The sequence below is a fragment of the Desulfovibrio sp. Huiquan2017 genome, from assembly GCF_017351175.1.
GTDB lineage: Bacteria > Desulfobacterota > Desulfovibrionia > Desulfovibrionales > Desulfovibrionaceae > Pseudodesulfovibrio.
Genome location: NZ_JAFMPN010000010.1, coordinates 87,168 through 106,520, shown reverse-complemented (window position 1 = coordinate 106,520; position 19,353 = coordinate 87,168). Strand labels below are relative to the sequence as shown.

The 19,353-nt window shown below is 63.2% G+C and carries 20 protein-coding genes; 5 read left to right on the top strand and 15 right to left on the bottom strand.

All coding sequences use genetic code 11. The features are described 5' to 3' along the window. Positions 1-72 precede the first annotated feature (72 nt). From J0909_RS10050 to J0909_RS09990, 13 genes are all read right to left on the bottom strand, one after another. The gene (locus tag J0909_RS10050) at positions 73-501 is read right to left on the bottom strand and encodes an arsenate reductase ArsC (RefSeq protein ID WP_207262531.1); all 429 of its coding nucleotides are present in this window, start codon (positions 499-501) and stop codon (positions 73-75) included. A 201-nt stretch (positions 502-702) separates the two neighbouring features. After that, positions 703-1,491 carry a tRNA (adenosine(37)-N6)-threonylcarbamoyltransferase complex dimerization subunit type 1 TsaB gene (gene tsaB / locus J0909_RS10045; RefSeq protein WP_286181938.1) on the bottom strand — a complete coding sequence of 263 codons (789 nt, stop codon included), beginning with the start codon at positions 1,489-1,491 and terminating at the stop codon, positions 703-705. A 7-nt stretch (positions 1,492-1,498) separates the two neighbouring features. Continuing rightward, positions 1,499-2,557 carry an RIP metalloprotease RseP gene (gene rseP / locus J0909_RS10040; RefSeq protein ID WP_207262529.1) on the bottom strand — a complete coding sequence of 353 codons (1,059 nt, stop codon included), beginning with the start codon at positions 2,555-2,557 and terminating at the stop codon, positions 1,499-1,501. 73 nt (positions 2,558-2,630) lie between these two features. Beyond that, on the bottom strand, positions 2,631-3,833 hold the full coding sequence (gene dxr / locus J0909_RS10035) for a 1-deoxy-D-xylulose-5-phosphate reductoisomerase (RefSeq protein ID WP_207262527.1): 1,203 nt from the start codon (positions 3,831-3,833) through the stop codon (positions 2,631-2,633). A gap of 11 nt (positions 3,834-3,844) precedes the next feature. Continuing rightward, the gene (locus J0909_RS10030; protein ID WP_207262525.1) at positions 3,845-4,654 is read right to left on the bottom strand and encodes a phosphatidate cytidylyltransferase; all 810 of its coding nucleotides are present in this window, start codon (positions 4,652-4,654) and stop codon (positions 3,845-3,847) included. A 107-nt stretch (positions 4,655-4,761) separates the two neighbouring features. Then, positions 4,762-5,469 (bottom strand): polyprenyl diphosphate synthase, encoded by a 708-nt coding sequence (uppS, locus tag J0909_RS10025; protein ID WP_207262523.1) that lies wholly within the window; start codon positions 5,467-5,469, stop codon positions 4,762-4,764. 18 nt (positions 5,470-5,487) lie between these two features. Then, positions 5,488-6,042 carry a ribosome recycling factor gene (frr, locus tag J0909_RS10020; RefSeq protein ID WP_207262521.1) on the bottom strand — a complete coding sequence of 185 codons (555 nt, stop codon included), beginning with the start codon at positions 6,040-6,042 and terminating at the stop codon, positions 5,488-5,490. A 1-nt stretch (position 6,043) separates the two neighbouring features. Further along, positions 6,044-6,763, bottom strand: a complete 720-nt coding sequence (gene pyrH / locus J0909_RS10015) for a UMP kinase (RefSeq protein WP_207262519.1) — start codon at positions 6,761-6,763, stop codon at positions 6,044-6,046. A gap of 115 nt (positions 6,764-6,878) precedes the next feature. Continuing rightward, entirely contained in the window at positions 6,879-7,688 is an 810-nt protein-coding gene (tsf, locus tag J0909_RS10010; protein WP_207262518.1) for a translation elongation factor Ts, read from the bottom strand. A gap of 2 nt (positions 7,689-7,690) precedes the next feature. After that, positions 7,691-8,488, bottom strand: coding sequence for a 30S ribosomal protein S2 (rpsB, locus tag J0909_RS10005; RefSeq protein ID WP_207262515.1), 798 nt, complete (start codon positions 8,486-8,488; stop codon positions 7,691-7,693). A 182-nt stretch (positions 8,489-8,670) separates the two neighbouring features. After that, positions 8,671-8,895 (bottom strand): hypothetical protein, encoded by a 225-nt coding sequence (locus J0909_RS10000; RefSeq protein WP_207262513.1) that lies wholly within the window; start codon positions 8,893-8,895, stop codon positions 8,671-8,673. Positions 8,896-9,189: 294 nt separating this feature from the next. Then, positions 9,190-10,299, bottom strand: coding sequence for an SPL family radical SAM protein (locus J0909_RS09995; protein ID WP_207262511.1), 1,110 nt, complete (start codon positions 10,297-10,299; stop codon positions 9,190-9,192). Next, on the bottom strand, positions 10,292-11,254 hold the full coding sequence (locus tag J0909_RS09990) for a hypothetical protein (RefSeq protein ID WP_207262509.1): 963 nt from the start codon (positions 11,252-11,254) through the stop codon (positions 10,292-10,294). Before J0909_RS09990 ends, J0909_RS09995 begins: the two co-directional genes overlap by 8 nt. A 264-nt stretch (positions 11,255-11,518) precedes the next feature. Between J0909_RS09990 and J0909_RS09985 the strand changes: the two genes are divergently transcribed. From J0909_RS09985 to J0909_RS09965, 5 genes are all read left to right on the top strand, one after another. Then, a complete protein-coding gene (locus tag J0909_RS09985; RefSeq protein ID WP_207262507.1) occupies positions 11,519-13,579 on the top strand; it encodes an elongation factor G in 2,061 nt (686 codons plus the stop codon). 156 nt (positions 13,580-13,735) lie between these two features. Beyond that, positions 13,736-14,458, top strand: coding sequence for a lysophospholipid acyltransferase family protein (locus J0909_RS09980; RefSeq protein ID WP_207262505.1), 723 nt, complete (start codon positions 13,736-13,738; stop codon positions 14,456-14,458). Positions 14,459-14,463: 5 nt separating this feature from the next. After that, the gene (locus J0909_RS09975; protein WP_207262503.1) at positions 14,464-16,119 is read left to right on the top strand and encodes a ribonuclease J; all 1,656 of its coding nucleotides are present in this window, start codon (positions 14,464-14,466) and stop codon (positions 16,117-16,119) included. Positions 16,120-16,198: 79 nt separating this feature from the next. Continuing rightward, a complete protein-coding gene (locus J0909_RS09970) occupies positions 16,199-16,669 on the top strand; it encodes an outer membrane protein assembly factor BamD (protein ID WP_207262501.1) in 471 nt (156 codons plus the stop codon). A gap of 66 nt (positions 16,670-16,735) precedes the next feature. Continuing rightward, positions 16,736-17,203: a hypothetical protein gene (locus J0909_RS09965; RefSeq protein ID WP_207262499.1), complete on the top strand. Its 468-nt coding sequence runs from the start codon at positions 16,736-16,738 to the stop codon at positions 17,201-17,203. 171 nt (positions 17,204-17,374) lie between these two features. Here the strand turns inward: J0909_RS09965 and J0909_RS09960 are convergent, their stop codons facing one another. Both J0909_RS09960 and J0909_RS09955 read right to left on the bottom strand, forming a co-directional pair. Then, entirely contained in the window at positions 17,375-18,691 is a 1,317-nt protein-coding gene (locus J0909_RS09960) for an L-cysteine desulfidase family protein (RefSeq protein ID WP_207262498.1), read from the bottom strand. A gap of 4 nt (positions 18,692-18,695) precedes the next feature. After that, complete coding sequence (locus J0909_RS09955) at positions 18,696-19,217, bottom strand: hypothetical protein (RefSeq protein ID WP_207262497.1); 522 nt, start codon at positions 19,215-19,217, stop codon at positions 18,696-18,698. Positions 19,218-19,353: the final 136 nt, after the last annotated feature.

The following is a 19,353-nucleotide window of genomic DNA, read 5'->3' as shown; positions in this document are numbered from 1 at the left end:
TCGGCCTTTTTTTGCGGGATAGTGCGGGCCCCCTGGTGGAGCGCGGCCCGGCATTTGGGGGAGGGGAAGGCCCTATGCGAGGTCGTGCAAAAAGCGGATAACCTGGGTGCGGATGTCGTCGCGGATGGCGCGGGCGGCGGCCAGACGTTCCTCCGGAGAGCCGGTGACCCGTTCGGGGTCGGGAAAGGGCCAATTCAGGCGGACGGTCTGGCCGGGCAGGGGCGGCATGTCCCGGAGCTCGTCCGGGCCGGAGGTGGTGATGACGTAGTGGTAGGGCGGTTTTTCCCTCAGCAGGTCGCGGATGTCGGCGGTGCCGTGATCCCGGAATTCAAAATTGGCTTCGCGCATGACCTCCCGGACCAGGGGAGCCACGGTGGTGGGAGCGGTCCCGGCACTTCTTGCCGCGAACCGTCCCTGGCCGAGGCGTTGCAGGAAGGCCTCGGCCATAAGGCTTCGGCCGCTGTTGTGCGGGCAGACGAAAAGTACGCGTATGGGGTCCATGGAACAGCTCCTTATAGGGAATGCTCTATCCTCGGCAGGTTACAGCCGTAGGGCGTTAGCATGGCCGGAGTGTAGCAACTCTCCGGCGTTGGAGCGGTCGATCGGTCCGTCCGGTCCGGATGGTTGCCGTGCATGGCGGTGGGATCGGTTCTTCCCGGAGAGGAGCATGCGCCGGGGCGCGCGATCCGGTCGTCTCGGAGGCTAGGCCCGGCGCAGGCTTTCGAGCTTTTGGCGGGCCTCGTCCGGATCCAGGCCGCGCTTGGCCGCAATCTGGTCCAGGTTGGCCTCGGCGTCGGAAGGACGCACGTAGATGGGCTCGATGGATTCACCGGTGAACAGGGCCTGGTCGGCCGAGGTCAGCAGATGTTCCGGCGTGGGGTTGTCGAAGGCGGCACTCAGCAGGGTGTAGCCGGGATTGGCTTTGGCCAGTTTGGTGAAAAAATCTGGGTTCTTGCGCAGGCCGGTGCCCATGAGGTGCGCTGCGGGCCCGAATTCGGCCATGCGCGCCGCGGCCTGCTCTAGGGGCAGGGCGTCCAGGGGCGCGATTTCGGTCAGGCTAGGGCAGTCGAAGGATTGCGTGTAGACCAGGCCGCGCCGGGCGTAGGTCAGAACGTGCAGCGGGCCGGCCAGCAGCGGGCCGGGACCGGCGGCCAGCAGCGGCAGGTAATCGAGTCCGGCCAGGGGTAGGGACAGGCCCGCAGCCACGCCTTCGGCGGCGGCCAGAACCAGTCGCAGACCCGTAAAGCTGCCGGGGCCGCGCACGCAGGCGATGCGCGCAAGCACCGAGGCATCCAGACCGAATTCGTCAAGCGCGGCCTGGAGGCCCGGCGCCAGAAAGCGAACGGACTGGCCGGGCACGGTCCACTGGCGCGAGGCGAGCAGCCCGAGACCGTCCGGGCCGGGCTGGCCCAGAACGAGCTGGAGCCGTTCCTCCGGTCCGGACAGGACCAGGGTCAGGTCGTGCGGGCGGATGGGCTTGGGCATCGCCATGGTGGACCTAGCCCAGGAGCCGGCGCACGTCGTTGAAGATGGCCAGGCTCATGAGCAGGAGCAGAAGGAGCAGGCCGACGCGCATGGACATGGCCTTCCAACGGTCGTTGAGCGGCCTGCGGAAGACGATCTCCAGGCCGAAGAAGAGAATGTGGCCGCCGTCCAGGACCGGGATGGGCAGGAGGTTGATGATCGCCAGGTTGATGGAGATGACCGCCATCATGGCGAGCAGGGAGTAGAAGCCGCTTTGGGCGGACTCATGGACCAACTGGGCGAGCATGATCGGGCCGCCTACGGATTCCACCGGGATGAGCCGTTCGATGATGGACAGGAAGCCTTTGACCACCACTGCGGACATGTACCAGGTCTGCTGGGCCGCAGGCCAGATGCCCAGACCTTCGATGGGCTCGTAGCGCACCTGCCCGGCCTGGTTGATGCCGACCATAGGCACGGTGACCTCTTCGCCGAACAGGTCCTTGAAGGTATTCACTTTGGGGGTGACGGTCAGGGTCAGCTTCTCGCCGGACCTGTCCACGACCACCTGGAGCGGTTCGCCTTCGGCGGCCCGGATGGTCTCGACCATCTGGGTCCAGGAGTCCACGGACGCGCCGTCTATGGCCGTGACCATGTCCCCCTTGACGAATCCGGCCGCTGCGGCCGGGGAGTCGGGCAGGACTCCGCCCACCAGGGGCAGGACCACGGCTTGGCCTTGGGCCAGTGCCAGGAACCAGTAGATCAGGAAGGCGAGCAGGAAGTTGAAGAAAGGACCGGCGGCCACCACGCACAGGCGCTGCCAGGCCGGGCGGTTGGAAAAGAGTTTGTCGGGCGGGAAGTCGGTTTCTTCCTCGCCCTGTTCGCCCGCCAAGGCCACATAGCCGCCCAGGGGGATCAGGGATATCTTGTAGTTGGTCCTGCCGGAGGTGAAGCCGACCAGTTTGGGCCCGAAGCCCAGCGAAAACGCTTTGACTCCCATGCCGAAGATTCGGGCCACGGTGAAGTGCCCCAGTTCATGGAAGAAGATAAGTCCGCCCAGTACCAGGACAATGGCGATGGTGCTCGTGATCATGTATTCCTCGTGTCGCCGCGTTGGTAAAAAAAGCGTGCGGCTCGGATAACTATAACCATCCTCGGATGATTGGCTAGAGGCTGGCCTCGGTTTCCCTTCGGATCTCGCGGTCCAGGGCCAGGACCGCCTCGGGCGTGGATACGTCCACGGCGGTATGGCGGTCAAGTCCGGCTTCGATTATGTCCGGGATGTCGGTGAAGCCGATGCGTTCATGAAGGAAGGCATCCACGGCGATTTCGTTGATTGCGTTGAGCACGATGGGGTGGCTCGGCCCGGCGTCGAAGGCCTCGCGCGCCAGGCGCAGACAGGGGAAGGCGGCCAGGTCGGGCGCTTCGAAGGTCAGGGAGCCCGCTTCGGCCAGGCGGAGCCTCGGCACGTCCACGGTGACGCGTTCGGGAAAGCACAGGCAGTGGGCGATGGGCACCTGCATGTCCGGGTTGCTCAGATGGCCCAGTTGCGAGCCGTCCACGTATTCCACCAGGGAGTGGACGATGGACTGGGGATGGACCACCACGTCGATCCGATCCGGCGGCAGCCCGTAGAGGTGGCAGGCCTCGATGAGTTCGAGCCCCTTGTTCATCAGCGTGGCGGAATCGATGGAAATCTTGGCGCCCATACGCCAGTTGGGATGGGCCAGGGCCTGTTCGCGGGTGACGGTTTGGAGAAACGCCCGATCCTTGCCCCGGAAGGGACCGCCCGAGGCGGTCAGGATGAGGCGCTCTATCTCCTCGTCCTTGCCGTGCCCGGCCAGGCCCTGAAACAGGGCATTGTGCTCAGAATCCACGGGCAGGACCACGGCCCCGGATGCCCGGCATGCGGCGCGGATGAGATGGCCGCCTAAAACCAGGGATTCCTTGTTGGCCAAACCGATCATCTTGCCCGCCCGGGCGGCGGCCAGGGTGGGCGCAAAGCCCGCGGCTCCCACGATGGCGGAGAGGATCAGGTCCGCTTCATCCAGCGCGGCGAGGCGCACATAGGCGTCGGGCCCGACGAGAAGCTCGGGGCCGGGGCCGTCCGGCAGGTTGTCGAGAAATTCCGTGCGCGCTGTGTCGTTGAGCACGGCGGCGTACTTCGGCTTGAACCGGGCGCAGAGCGCGGCCAGCTTCCGGCCGTTGTGTCCGCCCGCCAGGGCTGTGACGGTGAACCGCTCGGGATGCTTGGCGACCACCTTCAGGGCCGAGTCGCCAATGGAGCCGGTGGCCCCGAGGATGACCAGCCGGCGCGGGAAGGGCGGACTGGGCACCGTGGCGGGCCAGGTGGAAATATAGGTTTTCATGGCGGTGCGCCTTAGGGGAAGAAGGGCTGGAACATGGAGAAGAGCCCGTAACAGGGGATGACCAGAAGCAGGCTGTCCACGCGGTCGAGCAGGCCGCCGTGGCCGGGCAGGATGATCCCGGAGTCCTTGATGTCCAGGGAGCGCTTCAGCGCCGACTCGAAGAAGTCGCCGAATTGGGCGGCCATGTTCAGGGCCGCGCCGAGCAGCAGCCATTTCCACCAGACCACCTCGGGCAGGCCGAAGGCGAAGCCCCAGGCGAAAGTGGCGGCGGTGCAGGCGGTCAGTCCGCCCAGGGACCCGGCCCAGGATTTTTTGGGGCTGATGCGCGGCCAGATTTTCTTTTTGCCGAGCCAGGTGCCCACATAGAAGGCGGCGGTGTCCGAGATGACGGCCGCGCCCAGGACGAGCAGGAGTTCCAGCCTGTCGTAGGACAGGAGGAAATGGAAATTCATCGGGATGTAGAAGAGTCCGGCCAGGAAGATGGCGGCATGTCGGTAGGACGCGGTTACGTCCCGGTTGTAGCGCAGCAGGAAAACCATGGCCGACGCCCAGAAGGCCAGAGCCAGGATGACGCCGGGGTAGCGGAGATCGCCGGTGGTGTAGGCGCCCATGAGCAGAAAGGTGAAGGCCGCTCCCAGGGATTTGAAGGCGGTCATGGACTGCACCGGCCGGAACATGGAGTAGAACTCCCACAGGGTCAGGACACTGAACAGGGCGAGAACCGCGAACAGGACCCACCCCTGGAATATCAGTGCCAGAGTCGGAAGGATGGCCAGGACAGCGCTGGTGGCGATTCGTTGCTTGTGTGGGGAGATATCCATGGTGATTTCAGCGGTTAGTGGTGATTCCGGGAGTCTCGTGAATTTGTCCCCTTTACGCTATTTGCCGGGCGGGGGCAACACGCCGGCCCGATTGAAGGCCGGGCATCCTATGCGTGGTCCAGTTGTTCGCCGGTTTTGCCGAAGCGGCGCTGGCGGCTGTTCAGGTCCTTGATGGCCTTGTCCAGTTCCGCCGGGGTAAAGTCCGGCCAGTAGATGTCCGTGAAGTGGAGTTCCGCGTAGGCGCATTGGAACAGGAGGTAGTTGGACAACCGGAGTTCCCCGCTGGTGCGGATGATCAGGTCCGGGTCGGGCTGGCCCGCGGTCCATAGTTCGGCGGCGAAGGCCTCCTCGGTGACCGCTTCCGGGGGCACGCCCTTGGCGACCAGGGCTCTGGCCGCGCGGACGATCTCATCACGGCCCGAGTAGCTCAGGGCCAGATTGAGGGTCATGTCCTCGCACTGGGCCGTCTGGCGCATGACATGTCGGAGCACCTGGCGTACGGCCAGGGGCATGGCGTCGATCTCGCCCAGGATATTGAGGCGGATGCCCTGCTCCTTGAGACTTTTTTCCTCGCGTTTGAGGAAGGTGGTCAACAGGTCGAACAGGGTCCCGATCTCGTCCTTGGGCCGTGACCAGTTTTCCTTGGAAAAGGTGTACAGGGTCAGGAAACGCACACCGAGTTCGCGGCAGTGGGTGACCACGGCGCGAGCCGCCTCGGTTCCGGCCCGATGGCCGTCGGATCGGGGCAGCCCGCGCTGTTTGGCCCACCTGCCGTTGCCGTCCATGATGACGGCTATGTGGGTGGGAATTTGCATGTTGCTCAAGAATGGGCCCTAGATTTCGAGAATCTCTTTTTCCTTGGCGGCCATGGCCTCGTCGGCCTTCTTGACGTATTCGTCGGTCATCTTCTGGACGTCGCCTTCACCTCGGTGCAGGTCGTCCTCGGATATCGTCTTGTCCTTTTCCATCTTCTTCAGCACGTCGTTCATGTCGCGGCGCACGTTGCGGATGGCGATCTTGGCGTCCTCGGTGTACTTCTTGGCGACCTTGACCAACTCCTTGCGGCGTTCCTCGGTCAGGGGCGGAATGGAGATGCGGATGATCTTGCCGTCGTTGACCGGATTCAGGCCCAGGTCCGAGGTCTGGATGGCCTTTTCCACCGCACCGAAAGCGCCCTTGTCCCAGGGCTGGATGGTGATGGTCTTGGAATCGGGCACGGATACGGAGGAGAGCTGGCTGATGGGCGTGGGCGTGCCGTAGTAATCCACCTGGATGGAGTCCACCAGGGCGGTGGTGGCCCGGCCCGTGCGCAGCTTGCCGAATTCCTTGTCCAGGGAACCGAGGGCTCCGTTCATTCTTTTCTTGCCGTCGTCGAGTACGGTTTGCATATTAGTCTCCTTGAACAGTCGTTCCGATGTTTTCGCCGTTGGCGGCCCTGCGGATATTGCCTTCCTTGTACAGGTTGAAGACGATGATCGGCAGGTTGTTGTCCCGGGCCATGGAAATGGCCGTGGAGTCCATGACGCCGAGCCGCTTTTCCAGGGTTTCCATGTACGAGACCGTGTCGAACTTGACCGCGTCGGCGTATTTGACCGGGTCCTTGTCATACACGCCGTCCACCTTGGTGGCCTTGAAGATGGCATCGCACTTGAGTTCGAGTGCGCGCAGGGCGGCGGCCGAGTCGGTGGTGAAGTAGGGGTTGCCGGTACCGGCGGCGCAGATGACCACGCGGCCCTTGTCCATGTGCCGCAGCGCCCGGCGGCGGATGTACGGCTCGGCCACGTCGGCCATGGACAGGGCGGTCATGACCCGGGTGTCGCAGCCGTTCTTTTCGAGCGCGTCCTGGACGGCCAGGGCGTTCATGACCGTGGCCAGCATGCCCATGTAGTCGCCCTGGGCGCGGTCCATGCCCTTGGCCGAGGCGGCCATGCCACGAAAGATGTTGCCGCCGCCGATGACCAGGGCCATCTGCAGGCCGGTGGCGGCTACTTCCGCGATCTCCTTGGCGAACTGGCCGATGGCCTCCGGGTGGATGCCAAACTGCTGGTCTCCGGCCAAGGCTTCGCCGCTTAATTTCAATAAAATCCGCGAATAACGCGTCTTCGTCATGGATACCCCTGCGTGTATGATTGGTTGCGTTACGATCTCGCCCCAAGGCGATAGCATGTTTTCCGGACAAAAAAAACGGGCCGTGCGGCCCGTTTTCATTTTTTCGGCAGTCGGATTACTCGGCCTTTTCTCCGAGCGCCAGCCGGTGGAAGCTGGCTACGGTGCCGCCCTTGAGAATCTGCTTGATGGTCTGCTTGTCGTCCTTGATGAAGGCTTGTTCGAGCAGGCAGACGTCCTTGTAGAACTTGTTCAGGCGGCCGGTGACGATCTTTTCGGCGATGGCTTCGGGCTTGCCCTCGTCCATGGCCTGCTTGAGGTACAGGACCTTTTCCTTTTCCAGGGTCTCGGCGGGCAGCTCCGCGGGGGAGATGCAGGCCGGGTTCATGGCGGCCACGTGCATGGCCACATCCTTGGCGACCTCGACGTCGTCGGTGCCGGTCAGCTCGACGATGACGCCCAGCTTGTTGTTGGAATGGATGTAGACGCCGATGACGCCGTCGGTGACGATCTTGGCGAAGCGGCCCACGGCCATGTTTTCGCCCAGCTTGGCGATCAGGTCGGTCACGTCGGCGACTTCCTTGGGCAGGTCGTCGGCGGTGCCGGTGGTCACGTCCAGCTCGGCGATCTTGCCGGGCAGGGCGGCGGCAAAGGCCTGGAAGTCGTCACCCTTGGCGACGAAGTCGGTCTCGCAGAGAAGCTCGGCGATGACGGCGGTCTTGCCGTCCTCGGAAACGTAGGGAGTGACCAGACCCTCGGAGGTGGCGCGTCCGGCCTTTTTGGCGGCCTTGGACAGCCCTTTCTCGCGGAGGTACATGACGGCCTTTTCCTCGTCCCCTCCGGACTCGGCCAGGGCTTTCTTGCAATCCATCATGCCTGCGCCGGTTTTTTCGCGCAGGGTTTTCACTTGTGCGGCGGTGATCGACATTATTACTTCTCCTCGGCAGCGGCCTCGGCAGGAGCCTCGGCCTTCTCTTCGGTTTCGGTTTCCTTGGCGGCGGCAGCGGCCTTGGCTTCGGCTTTAGCGTTGGCCTCGTAGTCCTTCTGCATGGCGGCGCCTTCAAGGCAGGCATCGGCCATGTGGGTGGCGAACAGCTTGATGGCGCGGATGGCGTCGTCATTGCCGGGGATAATGTAGTCCACCATGTCCGGGTCGCAATTGGAGTCGACCACGGCCACGACCGGGATGCCGAGCTTGCGGCATTCCTGGATGGCGATCTGTTCGCGCTTGGGATCGATGACGAAAGCGGCCTGCGGGGCCTCGGTCATGTCCTTGATGCCGCCGAGCGCCAGATTGAGCTTCTTGACCTCGCGGTTCATGCCCACGGCTTCCTTCTTGGTGTACCGGGAGATGGAGCCGTCCTCGAACATCTGTTCGAGGGTCTTGAGGCGGTCGATGGACTTCTTGATGGTCTGGAAGTTGGTCAGGGTGCCGCCCATCCAGCGGTGGGTGACGTAGTACATACCGGAGCGTTCGGCCTCGGCCTTGACGGATTCCTGAGCCTGGCGCTTGGTGCCGATGAACAGGACCTTGCCGCCCTTGGCCACGGTATTGGTGATGAAATCATGGGCGGTAGCGAACATCTTGACGGTCTGCTGCAGGTCCATGATGTGGATGCCGTTGCGGGCGCCGAAGATGTACGGGCGCATTTTGGGGTTCCAACGGCGGGTCTGGTGGCCGAAGTGGACGCCGGTCTCCAGCATCTGCTTCATAGTAACGTAAGCCATGATAATCTCCTGGGTTTTTCGTCCATCCCGCGGTCCAATAAGGAGCCCGTGCCATCACGGACCACCCGGAGTTATGGGCGGGATGTGTGAATTTAAAGTCGGGGGGTATCTAACGCATGATTGCGCACTTGGCAAGGAGTAAAAACGATGTTTCGCCGACTTGCGGCCCGAATCCGCACCGCTTACAGGCGGCCCGGCCGGTTTGCCGGTCCGTCCTTCGGGCGGCAGAAATAGATGGCCCGGTAGGCCGGCTCCCGGTTTTCCAATTCGAAGTAGTGCCGGTTGAAGAATCCGCTGACCTCCTTCTTCAGGTCCTCCCGCAAGCGGTGCATGGCCATCCATGATGCCCGGCAGGCGTTCGGGTGCCGCTCGTACTCAAGCCCGAGCCCGTCGAGAATCCTTTCCACATGGGGCGATTCGCTGACTGGAAACGAGACGACGAGCGTCTGGTGCGCCAGGCGGGCCGTTTCCGCAAGGAAGAACGCGCGCGCTCTTCCGGCGGGACATGCTTCAGGACGTCGAGGGCCACAACTACGTCGAAGCTGCCTACGTCCAGGATGAGCAGTCCGTTTGGTCCGGAGGCCCGCACGGGCTGGAGCAGATCGGCCACGGCGCGGAACCGCTGGAACCGGTCGAAGTGGGTCGCATAGAGGGGGTTTTCTGGCTCGTCGGGCATGGTGTCCTCCGTGTCGTTTGGCTGGTCATTCGCCGAAGGCCCGGGCCATGAGCCGTTTGCCCAGGCCGCCGAAGTCCCGGGGCGCGTAGCCGAAGACTTCTTTCCAGACCTGGGTGGACTCCATGCAGAAGTAGAGCTGTTCCTCCATGCCGTGGGCGCGCAGCCGGTCGACCATGAACCGGAACTGCTCCACGCGCAAGGGGCGGAGCAGCCGGGCCTTGCCGTCCAGGCCGGGCACGAATTCATTATAGATGTAGGTGGCCTCCGGGAACTTGTCTTCGATGATCGGGGTCAACTGGGGCATGCACCGGAAGGAGCCCAGGGACATGTAAGCGATCTGCTCCGGCCGTACGTAGTCGAAGATGCGGTCGATGATCTCGCCGTATCCCTCGCGCCAGCCTTCGAAACGAATGATCGGGTCGAAGTGCAGGCAGACCTTGAAGCCCGCCTCGGTGCAAGTGCGTGCCGCCTCCAGCCGTTCGGTCAGGGTGGATACGCCGAATTCCTCGTGCTCGTTGATGAACGGGGCGTTCAGGGACCAGGCGGGCAGGACGCGGTCCGTGCGCGTGGTCCCGTCCATCCAGGAGAGGTCCACCACTTTGGATTTCAGCTCCAGGACCACGTTGTCGTAGTCTTCCAGAAAATGGACCAGGTCGCGACTGTAGGCGGTCAGGTGCTCCAGGGCGAGGGAGTCGGTGAATTCGCCGGTACCTACCCGGAAGCGGGCGGAGCTGTCCGCGCCGAAGCCGTCGGCCAGCTCGCGGAACAAGGCGTCCTGGTTGGCCCAGATCTTGAGTACCCGGTCCTGGAAATAGGCTTGGAGGATGCAGTAGGAGCAGGCCATGGGACAGTTCTCGCCGATGTGGATGATCCGGTAGCCGCAGCAGTGGTATGCGCGGGTGCCGGGGCAGAAGCGCAGGAAACGCCCCTTGTATTCTTTGAGGTATATGGCCTGGGTCTCGCCTTGGTCGAAGGTCACGCGGTCGGCGTCCGGCGGGACCACGGTCCAGGGGATGTCTCCCCGGCCAGCCGCGTCGAGGTGTTCTCGCACCCGGCGGGCGACGGGGGTGTCGGTCATGGATTCGTCCACGAAGACGTGGCCGATCCGGCGCAGGTGGGCGGGCAGGCTAGTCATGTTCACCGCCCGGACGAAATACGGTTTCCCAGGCCGGATTGTCGGCCATGGCGCGCAGCGCTTCGACGGCCCCGGCGAGTTGGTCCCGATCCTTGATCCACACGGAGAGTTCGGCGCCGTCGGTCTCGAAGTTGTCGGGTTGGGCCAGCCGCCAGTCGGTCCCGGCGGTTACGGTCCGGGCCGCCGCGTCGAAGCGTTCGCGCAGCCTGGTCAATTCGGGATGACGCACCTGCCGGGCCGCGGCGCACAGCCGGGCGATGGCGTCCTTGGGCGACAAGCCCTGCCCGAGCAGGTCGTTCATTCCGGCCTCGGCCATGACCTCGGCCACGGGACGCCCCGCCACTCGGGCTGCTTCGAAGAGCCAGGTCAGGGCATTGACCGCGTTGGATCGGGACCAGGACATGCCGGTGAACAGAGGCAGCAGGGCGTCGCGGTCGGTCTCGCTCATGCGTCCGAGAACCATGCCCGCGGCCAGGGGAACCGAGCCGTCGCCGAGCAGCGCCTGCCAGCGGGCGGGCAGCCCGAGCCAGTCCAGGAGCAGACGGGCATCCTTGGATTTGGCCCGGACCCCGAGCCGGGGCAGGATGTCCGCTTCCAGGGCTGTCCGGTCCATGAGCGGGGCGAAATACTGCAGCGCCTGGAAACGCATGGCGTCGTTGGGTTGCCGGTGGGCGTTGTCCGCCAGATAGAGCAACCCCAGGGAAAGGGCGTCCGCGCCCGTGATCAGGCGGGCCAGGACCGGCTTGCCGAGACTGGTCAGCACGGCCAGTCGCGCCGCGCCCGCGGCCAGTTCCAGAGCGCCGCTTCTCTCGAACACGAGCACCGGGGCGGATTGGCCGAATTCGGCTATGGAATTCGTCAGCGATTCCGGGATGCTGCCGGTCCAGAAGAGGTGGTCGCCGTGGGCGTGGATAGCCGCCGGGTCGGTCGTGAAAATCTCGCTTGTAAGCTGCAATGCGGGCTCCTGAAAGTTTCTCTCAATGTCGCTTCAACGGATTGATATTGTTTGCGAAAGAGGGTATTTTAAGGTCAAGCTTGTAAAAAAATATTTTTATTTCAAGCAGATGGCGTAAAGTTGTAGAGTGCTCAGCGACTTGACATTCTCGCGTTGGTCTTCCTATAGGACTAAACCCGTTAAAAACCAAGTGCTGTGCTTTTCGCGGGGTAAAACGGCTCCGCGACACCGATAAGGACAACCAGAAACGATGTGGAGTGAAGTATGCCTGACCTCAAGACCCAAAGAACGTATGCACTCGTCGGTCACGGCGGTAGCGGCAAAACCACCGTCGCCGAGATGCTGCTTTTCAACTCGGGAGTTGTAAACCGCCTCGGCAAAGTCGAAGAGGGGAGCACCGTCCTCGACTTCGAGCCCGAGGAAATCAAGCGTCGCGGTTCGGTCCAGCCCGGTTTCGCCAGCTACAAGTGGAACAAGAACGACCATTTTCTCATCGACACTCCCGGCGATTCCAATTTCGCAGGTGATCTCTCCTACTCCCTCACCGCCGCGGATGGCGTGGTCATGGTCATCGACGCCGTGGATGGCGTCAAGCCGCTGACCCGCAAGGTCTGGGCCCTGGTCCAGGACATGGGCCTTCCCGCCATGATCGTCATCAACAAGATGGATCGTGACCGGGCCGACTTCGACATGGCCTTCCACGGCATTTCCGAAGCCCTGGGCGCCCGCCCGGTCCTGTTGTATTATCCCATCGGTTCCAAAGAAAATTTCAAGGGCGTAGTGGACATGATGTCCGGCAAGGCGCTCCTGTTCGGCGAGGACGGCGCGGTCACCGAGGGCGAGGTCCCCGGCGACATCGCCGACGAGGTCGAGACCCTGCGCGAGACCATGATCGAGAACATCGCCGAAAGCGATGAGGAGCTCATGGAAAAATACTTCGAGGAAGGCGAACTTTCTCCCGAAGACATCACCAAGGGCCTTCAGTCGGGCGTGGCCTCCGGCGAATTGGTTCCGGTGGTGGTTTCCGCCGCCCTCAATTGCCAGGGCGGTCAGATGATCCTCGACACCGTGCAGAATCTGCTGCCCGGTCCTCTGGACCACAAGCCGTGGCAGGGCGAGGACGGGTCCGAGCTGGCCAGCTCTCCGGACGAACCCCTGGCCTGCTTCGTGTTCAAGACCCAGGCCGACCCTTTTGCGGGCCAGCTCACCGTGGTCCGCGTCCTGGCGGGCCAGCTTTCCCCTGACTCCCAATTGCTCAATACCGGCAACGGCGAGAAGGAGCGCGTGGGCCAGCTTCTGGTCATGAACGGCAAGGAACAGGCCCCGATCAAGACCCCCATGGGCCCGGGCGCCATCGTCACCCTGGCCAAACTCAAGAACACCCGCACCGGCGACACCTTGGTGGAGAAGGGCCAGTTCAAGCTGGTCAAGCCCGAACTGGCTCCGCAATTGATCACCTTCGCCCTGGCCCCCGAGGTCAAGGGCGAGGAGGACAAGGTCTATGCCGCCGTGGCCAAACTGCTCGACGAAGACATCACCCTGACGCTTGGCCGCGATGAGGAGTCCGGTGATATCCTGCTTTCGGGCATGGGCCAGAACCACATTGAAATCTCGGTCGAGAAGGCCAAGCGCCGCTACAAGACCGCCATCGTGCTCAAGACTCCCAAGGTTCCGTACCGCGAGACCTTCAAGACCGGCGCCCGCGAAATCCAGGGCCGCCACAAGAAACAGTCCGGCGGGCGCGGCCAGTTCGGCGACTGCTGGATCCACGTAGCTCCCCGGGCGTCCGGCGAGGGATACGAGTTCGTCGATCAGATCGTCGGCGGTTCCATCCCGCGCCAGTTCATCCCGGCCGTGGACAAGGGCGTCCAGGAGACCGCCGCGCGCGGCGTGCTCGCCGGGTTCCCGGTTATCGACTTCCAGGTGACCCTGTACGACGGCAGCTACCACAACGTGGACTCTTCGGAAATGGCCTTCAAGGTGGCCGGTTCGCTGGCCTTCAAAAAGGCCTGTGAAAAGGCCAAGATGGCCCTGCTGGAACCGATCATGCTCGTCACCGTGGCCGTGCCCGACGCCTTCATGGGCGACGTCATCGGCGATCTGTCGTCGCGGCGCGGCAAAGTGCTCGGTTCCGATTCTCAGGCGGGCATCACCGAGGTCAAGGCCAACGTGCCCATGGCCGAGATGCTCCGCTACGCCCCGGACCTCAACTCCATGACCGGCGGCCAGGGCACCTTCTTCATGGAATTCGCCTCCTACGAGGAATGCCCGCCTCAGGAAACCGAAAAGGTCATTGCCGCGCACAAGAAGAACGACGGCGAATAGCACCACATCAAATGTCCCCAGCAAGGGGCGGCCGTTTCGCGGCCGCCCCTTTTTCGTCCCTTCCCGGTCCGGCGCATTCGCGCAAGTCGTTTCTTTTCTTGTTTGCTGCTGTGTTTTGGTTTAGTTACGGGAGAGTTTGCTGAACAAGGACGGATCATGTTTCGACGATTGTTTTTTATCATTCTGCTCGTGCCGGTGACCATTTGGTACTCTCTCAAGATGCTCAAGGTGGACCCGGAGACGGCGACTCCCGAGGAATATGACCGCTGGGGACTGGCCTGGGGCGCGGCCGCCGTGAAGCTGTCCGGTATCCGCATCGAGGCGGATATGGGTGAGGCGGCCCCCGATGGGCACTACGTGTTCATCGGGAACCATCAGTCCAATCTGGATATTCCTGTCCTGTTCAAGGTGCTTGCGGGCAACCGCATCCGGTTCGTGGCCAAGAAATCCCTGTTCGATATCCCGCTGTACGGCAAGGCGCTCGGACATGCTGGCCACATCTGCATCGACCGGGACAACCGGCGGGCGGCCATGCAGTCCTTGAACGATGCCGTGGCGGTCGCCCAGGGCGGCATCTCTCCGGTCATCTTCCCGGAGGGCACGCGCAACACGCATCTGAGTGAACTCATGGAATTCAAGATCGGGGCCATGGTCCTGGCGCTCAAGGCGGGCCTGCCCGTGGTGCCGTTCGTCATGACCAACACCGGGCGGGTCATGGGCAAGGGCCAGTTTTTCATCGACAACCGGCCCGTGGTCCGGTTCAAGGCGCTGCCGATCATAGACCCGTCCCAATACACCCTCAAGGAGCGCGAGCGCTTCAAGGAAGACCTGTACGCCATGATGAACAAGGCCTATCAGGAACTGCTGGCGGAGGGATAGGCGCGATGGCCGAAACGTCCTTCACCATTTATCCGCTGGGCGGGCTCGGCGAGATCGGCATGAACTGCATGCTCTACCGGACCGAGAAATCCCTGGTCATGGTGGACTGCGGGCTCATGTTCCCGGAGGACTACCACTTCGGCGTGGATGTGGTCATTCCTTGCTTCGATTACGTTCTGCGCAACAAGAGCCGCCTCAACGGCATTGTCCTGACCCACGGTCACGAGGACCATATAGGCGCGCTGCCCTGGTTGTTGCAGAACGTGGACGTGCCGGTCTACGGCTCGGAGTTCACCCTGGGGCTGGTCGAGAGCAAGCTCAGGGAGCACGACCTGGACCGTTGGGCCGATCTGCGCCCCGTGCGCCCCTACGACCGTCTCCTGCTCGGTGATTTCCGCTTCAATTTTTTCCCGGTCTGCCATTCCATCATCGAGGGGTTCGGCCTGGGCATCGAGACCCCGGCAGGCCGGGTGGTGCATACCGGCGACTTCAAGATCGACCGCAATCCGTTGGGCGGCCACGCCACGGACCTGGGCGCGTTCCGCAAGTTCTCGGATGAGGGCGTGCGCCTCATGCTTTCGGATTCCACCAATATCGGCAACGAGGGGTTCGCCCTGACCGAGCGGGAGATCAAGGTCTCCCTGCGCGAGATTTTCAACACGGCCAAGGGGCGCATCCTGGTCTCCCTGTTTTCCAGCCACATCCAGCGCATCCAGGAGATATTCGACCTAGCCGACGCCGAGGGCCGCAAGGTGGCCGTGTCCGGCAAGTCCCTGCACCGCAACATCGAACTGGCCCGGGAACTGGGGCATCTTAAAGTGCCCAAAGGCACATTCGTGGAGCTGGATTCCCTGGACGAGTACGGCGATTCCCAATTGGTTCTGTTGGTTACCGGCAGCCAGGGCGAACCGTTGGCGGCCCTGTCGCGCATCGCCATGGGCGAGCATCGGCAGTTGTCCGTGCGGCCCGACGACCTGTTCATCCTCTCCTCGCGGTTCATCCCCGGCAACGTCAAGGCCATCAACCGGGTCATCAACAATCTCTATCGCCTCGGGGCCGAGGTCCTGTACGAGAAGATGCACGGCATCCACGCCTCGGGCCATGCCCACGCGGGCGAACTGACCCTCATGCTCCAGACCGTGCGGCCCGAATATTTCATCCCGGTGCACGGCGAATACCGCCACCTGGTCAAGCACCGGCGGCTGGCCATCGACTGCGGCGTGGACGAGAACAAGGCCTTGGTGATGGAGAACGGCCAGCCCGTGACCTTTCATGCGGACGGCTCCATGGAACTGTTGCCGCGCATTGCGGCGGACAAGATCCTGGTGGACGGCAAGGGCGTGGGCGACGTGGGACAAAGCGTGCTCAAGGAGCGTCAGCTCCTGGCGGGCGAGGGCATGGTCATCGTGGTTCTGGTGGTGGACGAGGCCTCGGGCGAGATCTCCATGGGCCCGGACATCATGAGCAAGGGATTCGTCTTCGAGCAGCAATACATGCACTTGCTCGACGACGCCAAGTGTATCGTCCTGGACGTGCACGAGAATATCGCGCCCGGCGACACGGCCAAGCTCAAGGAGCGCATCCGCTCGGCCCTGCGCCGGTTTTTCCGCAAGGTGCTTGGCCGCGACCCGGTGGTCGTTCCCCTGGTCATTTCCATCTAAGAGGGTAGACTTCGGCCCGATGTTGGGCTAGATAATTCAATAAACCGAGAGAGATGCTTTTTCCGAGAGGATATCCGACATGAAACGATTTCTACTTGTTGCGGCCATGACGGCCATGGTTTCCTTGCTTGCCGCCTGCGGCGCACAGAAAAATGACCTCGATCAGGGCTTCGCCATGCTCAAACAGGGCGATTGCGCCGGGGCCCAAGTCTATCTGGACAACACCATTGCCCAGCCCGACAGCGCCGTGGATCTGGCCTACGCTTATTTCCTCAAGGGGAAATGCGCGGAAGGGGCCGCCGACAACAAGACGGCCTACAAGAACTACTACGCGGCCAAGGTCGTGGCCTGCTACGTGGTCAGCCGCCAGACCCACGTCAACCTGGACACTTACGCCCGCAGCGATTACTGCGAGCGGATCATCCCCGCGAAGCTCGAAGCCCTGTCGGCCAAGATCGACGACCCGGCGGCGATAGAACGCATCGAGGGCGAGGTCAACGGCATCCTCAAGGCCGACTACCTCAAGCAATTTGAAAAGCGTCTGAACTAGCATAGCCGAACGCCCCGCCTTGCGGGGCGTTTTTCGTGGCGCATCCTTTCAACCGGGGAGGGCGACATGGCGTTGGCGGACTACACGGCGAGCGTGAACCACCTGCAACGGGCTCTGGGCAGGGCCTTTGCGGACGAGCCTTGGCTGCTGAATATGCCGGGACGGTCCGTGGCCTGCAAGATCGACCAATATTATTATCTGGCGGTCATGCCCGGCTTTCTCGAAACCCTCGGCCGGTTGGGCGGCATGTTTCCGGATCAGGTCCTGGAAACCTTGGTCAGGACCGGCAATCTCATCACCCGACATCCGGAGCGCGATCCGCGCCTTGCCCTGACCGTCAGTTGGGGAGCCCGCGCCGTCACCCTGACCGGCGCTTTTGTGGATGCCGACTTCATCGACCGCGCCGTCAAGACCTATGGCGGGTTCGGCACCATCCTCAACGTCTCGGATCTCAAGATTTCCGCTGCCGACCGCGACCGCGTCGAAGCGCTTTTCGAAGACAAAACCCCGCCCCAGGGGCTGGCGTATTTCTGATGCCCACGGGCCGCCCATTTTTTTATCCCTCCTGAATTTTTTGTTTCCGTTCCGCGAGGCGTGCGCGCATGCGAAAGCCCTTGGACCATGAGTGGACCAAGGGCTTTTCCCTTTGGGGAACGATTGGGAGCGCAGCACCTCGGCGGCCCAGTCCGCCGTTATCGGAAGCCGCTAGATGTCCGAGAACCGTTTATCCAGCATGATTTGAAGGATGGTCTGGTCGGTCTGGATCATGCCGTCCACGGCCAGGGTGCCGATGTTGCGCATGGTGTCCTCGGAGGACAGGCCGACGATGCCGTCGGTATGGTGGACGTTGACGCCCTGGAGGGAGAAGAGGGCGGCCTGGACCGCGGTGCCCGCCGCCGTGGCCAGCTTGAGGGCGCAGCCGGTTTTGGCGCCGTCGCAGATGATTCCGGCCAGGTCTTCCAGAAGGTTCTTGATGGCCCCGGCGATGTGGTGGGCGTCGCCGCCGAGCAGGAAGGTGATACCTGCCGTGGCCCCGGCCCCGGCGGCCACGGAGCAGCCGCAGATGGCGGACAGGCGGCCGGTGTGCGCTTTGACGAAGGCAGTGACGATGTGAGAGAGGGCCACGGCTTCGAGCACGTCCTTGGTCTGCACGCCCTCCACGTAGTCCTTGACCGCCCAGATGGGCAGGATGGCGGTCAGGCCGTGGTTGCCGGACCCGGCCGAGGACATGGCGGGCAGGGATGCGCCGGACATGCGCGCGTCGGCGGCGGCCGAAGCCAGGATGCGCGCGGCGAGCATCATGTCCTTCTTGATGAGGCCTTGGCGGCAGAGCCGTTCCAGAGTCTTGCCCACGCCCAGGCCGAGGCCGTACTTGAGGCCCTGTTCGGCCAGGCGCATATTTACGTCCACGCCCTCCTTGAGAAAGGCGTAGTCGTCCGCGTCCAGTTCGTCGGTCAGGGCCATGAGCTCGTTGAGCGTCAGGGTCTTGAGCCATGCCTCCATGGCGGCCACCGGGGAGGGCGCGCCGTCGGGCCGGGTGCGGATGAGCGGGCTTTCCACGGGCTTTCCGTTCAGGGTTAGGGAAACGATGTTGTCGTGCAACCCTTCGATGACCGATTCGGCGACCATGCCGCCGGACACGGCTTTGGAGCGGATGAGCAATCCCTGGTGGTCCCTGATCAGGGCGACGTCCACCCGGCCTTCGGCCAGGGCTTTTTTCGCGGTCTTGACGTCCTCGTCGGTCACGGTTTGGAGCACTTCCAGTCGCAGGGACGGATCGCCGCCCGCCGCGCCCAGGGCCGCGGCGGTGTCCAGGCCGGACAGTCCGCCCGCACCGGGGATGGAAACAGCCAGGCCGTTTTTGTAGACGTTGGGGTCCACGGCCACTTCGAGGGACTCGAACCGTTTGTCCGGGAGCAGGGACACGGCGGCGGCCGCGCCCAGGGCGATGGCCACGGGCTCGGTGCAGCCGAGCGCCGGGGCGACCTGGATGGAGAGTACGTCCTTGACCGTGAAGCTCATGGCGTCAGTTCCTTACCGTGCTTTTGGGACAGTTGGCGCTGAGGTGGCAGACCTCGCAGCCGCCGGTGTAGGGGTAGGGGGTCAGGACCGCGTACTTGCGGTTGACCGAGCCTTCCTCGTTCCAGGTCAGGCCGAGGGTCTCGAAGGCGTCGAGGATGCCCTGGCCAGGCCGGGGCAGGGGCGCGCATTTGCCCTGCTGCAGTTCGGGCACGAACCCTTGGGCCGAGCTCATGACCATGGTGATGGCCAGGGCGTGGAAGAGCAGCCCGTGGGTGGGGGAATCCTGCCAGATGCCCTCCACGGTGTCCTCGGCGGCCTGATCCAGGAAGATGAGCACGAACTTGCCGTCGCCTTCGGTGTTTTTCAGTTCATAGGCCTTGAGGCTCTCGGCGGACCACTTGTCCCAGAAGGTCTCGAATTCTTCGAGGATGTCGCCTTCGATGCGGGTTTCGCCCGCGACTTCCATGAAGTACATCATGTCGAATTCGGGGGTCGGGGTCAGGGGGGTGATGTCGTATTTCGCCATGTCGATTCTCCGTGAAGGGGATTGAGTACGTTGGGGAGGCTTTGCTTACCCTTTTTCCCGGTTGCGCTCAAGTTTTCCGGTCAATTCGTTGCGCTTGGGCGGGAAGTGGGGTTAGTATCCAAGCCAAGGAAAACAG

Bases quoted from the DNA above. Each gene is read 5' to 3' on its own strand.
- rseP (WP_207262529.1), bottom strand. From the start codon at position 2,557: ATGATCACGAGCACCATCGCCATTGTCCTGGTACTGGGCGGACTTATC.
- J0909_RS09970 (WP_207262501.1), top strand. From the start codon at position 16,199: ATGAAACGATTTCTACTTGTTGCGGCCATGACGGCCATGGTTTCCTTG.
- J0909_RS09965 (WP_207262499.1), top strand. From the start codon at position 16,736: ATGGCGTTGGCGGACTACACGGCGAGCGTGAACCACCTGCAACGGGCT.
- rpsB (WP_207262515.1), bottom strand. From the start codon at position 8,488: ATGGCTTACGTTACTATGAAGCAGATGCTGGAGACCGGCGTCCACTTC.
- J0909_RS10050 (WP_207262531.1), bottom strand. From the start codon at position 501: ATGGACCCCATACGCGTACTTTTCGTCTGCCCGCACAACAGCGGCCGA.
- uppS (WP_207262523.1), bottom strand. From the start codon at position 5,469: ATGCAAATTCCCACCCACATAGCCGTCATCATGGACGGCAACGGCAGG.
- J0909_RS09955 (WP_207262497.1), bottom strand. From the start codon at position 19,217: ATGGCGAAATACGACATCACCCCCCTGACCCCGACCCCCGAATTCGAC.
- tsf (WP_207262518.1), bottom strand. From the start codon at position 7,688: ATGTCGATCACCGCCGCACAAGTGAAAACCCTGCGCGAAAAAACCGGC.
- J0909_RS09980 (WP_207262505.1), top strand. From the start codon at position 13,736: ATGTTTCGACGATTGTTTTTTATCATTCTGCTCGTGCCGGTGACCATT.
- pyrH (WP_207262519.1), bottom strand. From the start codon at position 6,763: ATGACGAAGACGCGTTATTCGCGGATTTTATTGAAATTAAGCGGCGAA.
- J0909_RS09995 (WP_207262511.1), bottom strand. From the start codon at position 10,299: ATGACTAGCCTGCCCGCCCACCTGCGCCGGATCGGCCACGTCTTCGTG.
- tsaB (WP_286181938.1), bottom strand. From the start codon at position 1,491: ATGGCGATGCCCAAGCCCATCCGCCCGCACGACCTGACCCTGGTCCTG.
- J0909_RS09975 (WP_207262503.1), top strand. From the start codon at position 14,464: ATGGCCGAAACGTCCTTCACCATTTATCCGCTGGGCGGGCTCGGCGAG.
- J0909_RS09985 (WP_207262507.1), top strand. From the start codon at position 11,519: ATGCCTGACCTCAAGACCCAAAGAACGTATGCACTCGTCGGTCACGGC.
- J0909_RS10030 (WP_207262525.1), bottom strand. From the start codon at position 4,654: ATGGATATCTCCCCACACAAGCAACGAATCGCCACCAGCGCTGTCCTG.
- dxr (WP_207262527.1), bottom strand. From the start codon at position 3,833: ATGAAAACCTATATTTCCACCTGGCCCGCCACGGTGCCCAGTCCGCCC.
- J0909_RS09960 (WP_207262498.1), bottom strand. From the start codon at position 18,691: ATGAGCTTCACGGTCAAGGACGTACTCTCCATCCAGGTCGCCCCGGCG.
- frr (WP_207262521.1), bottom strand. From the start codon at position 6,042: ATGCAAACCGTACTCGACGACGGCAAGAAAAGAATGAACGGAGCCCTC.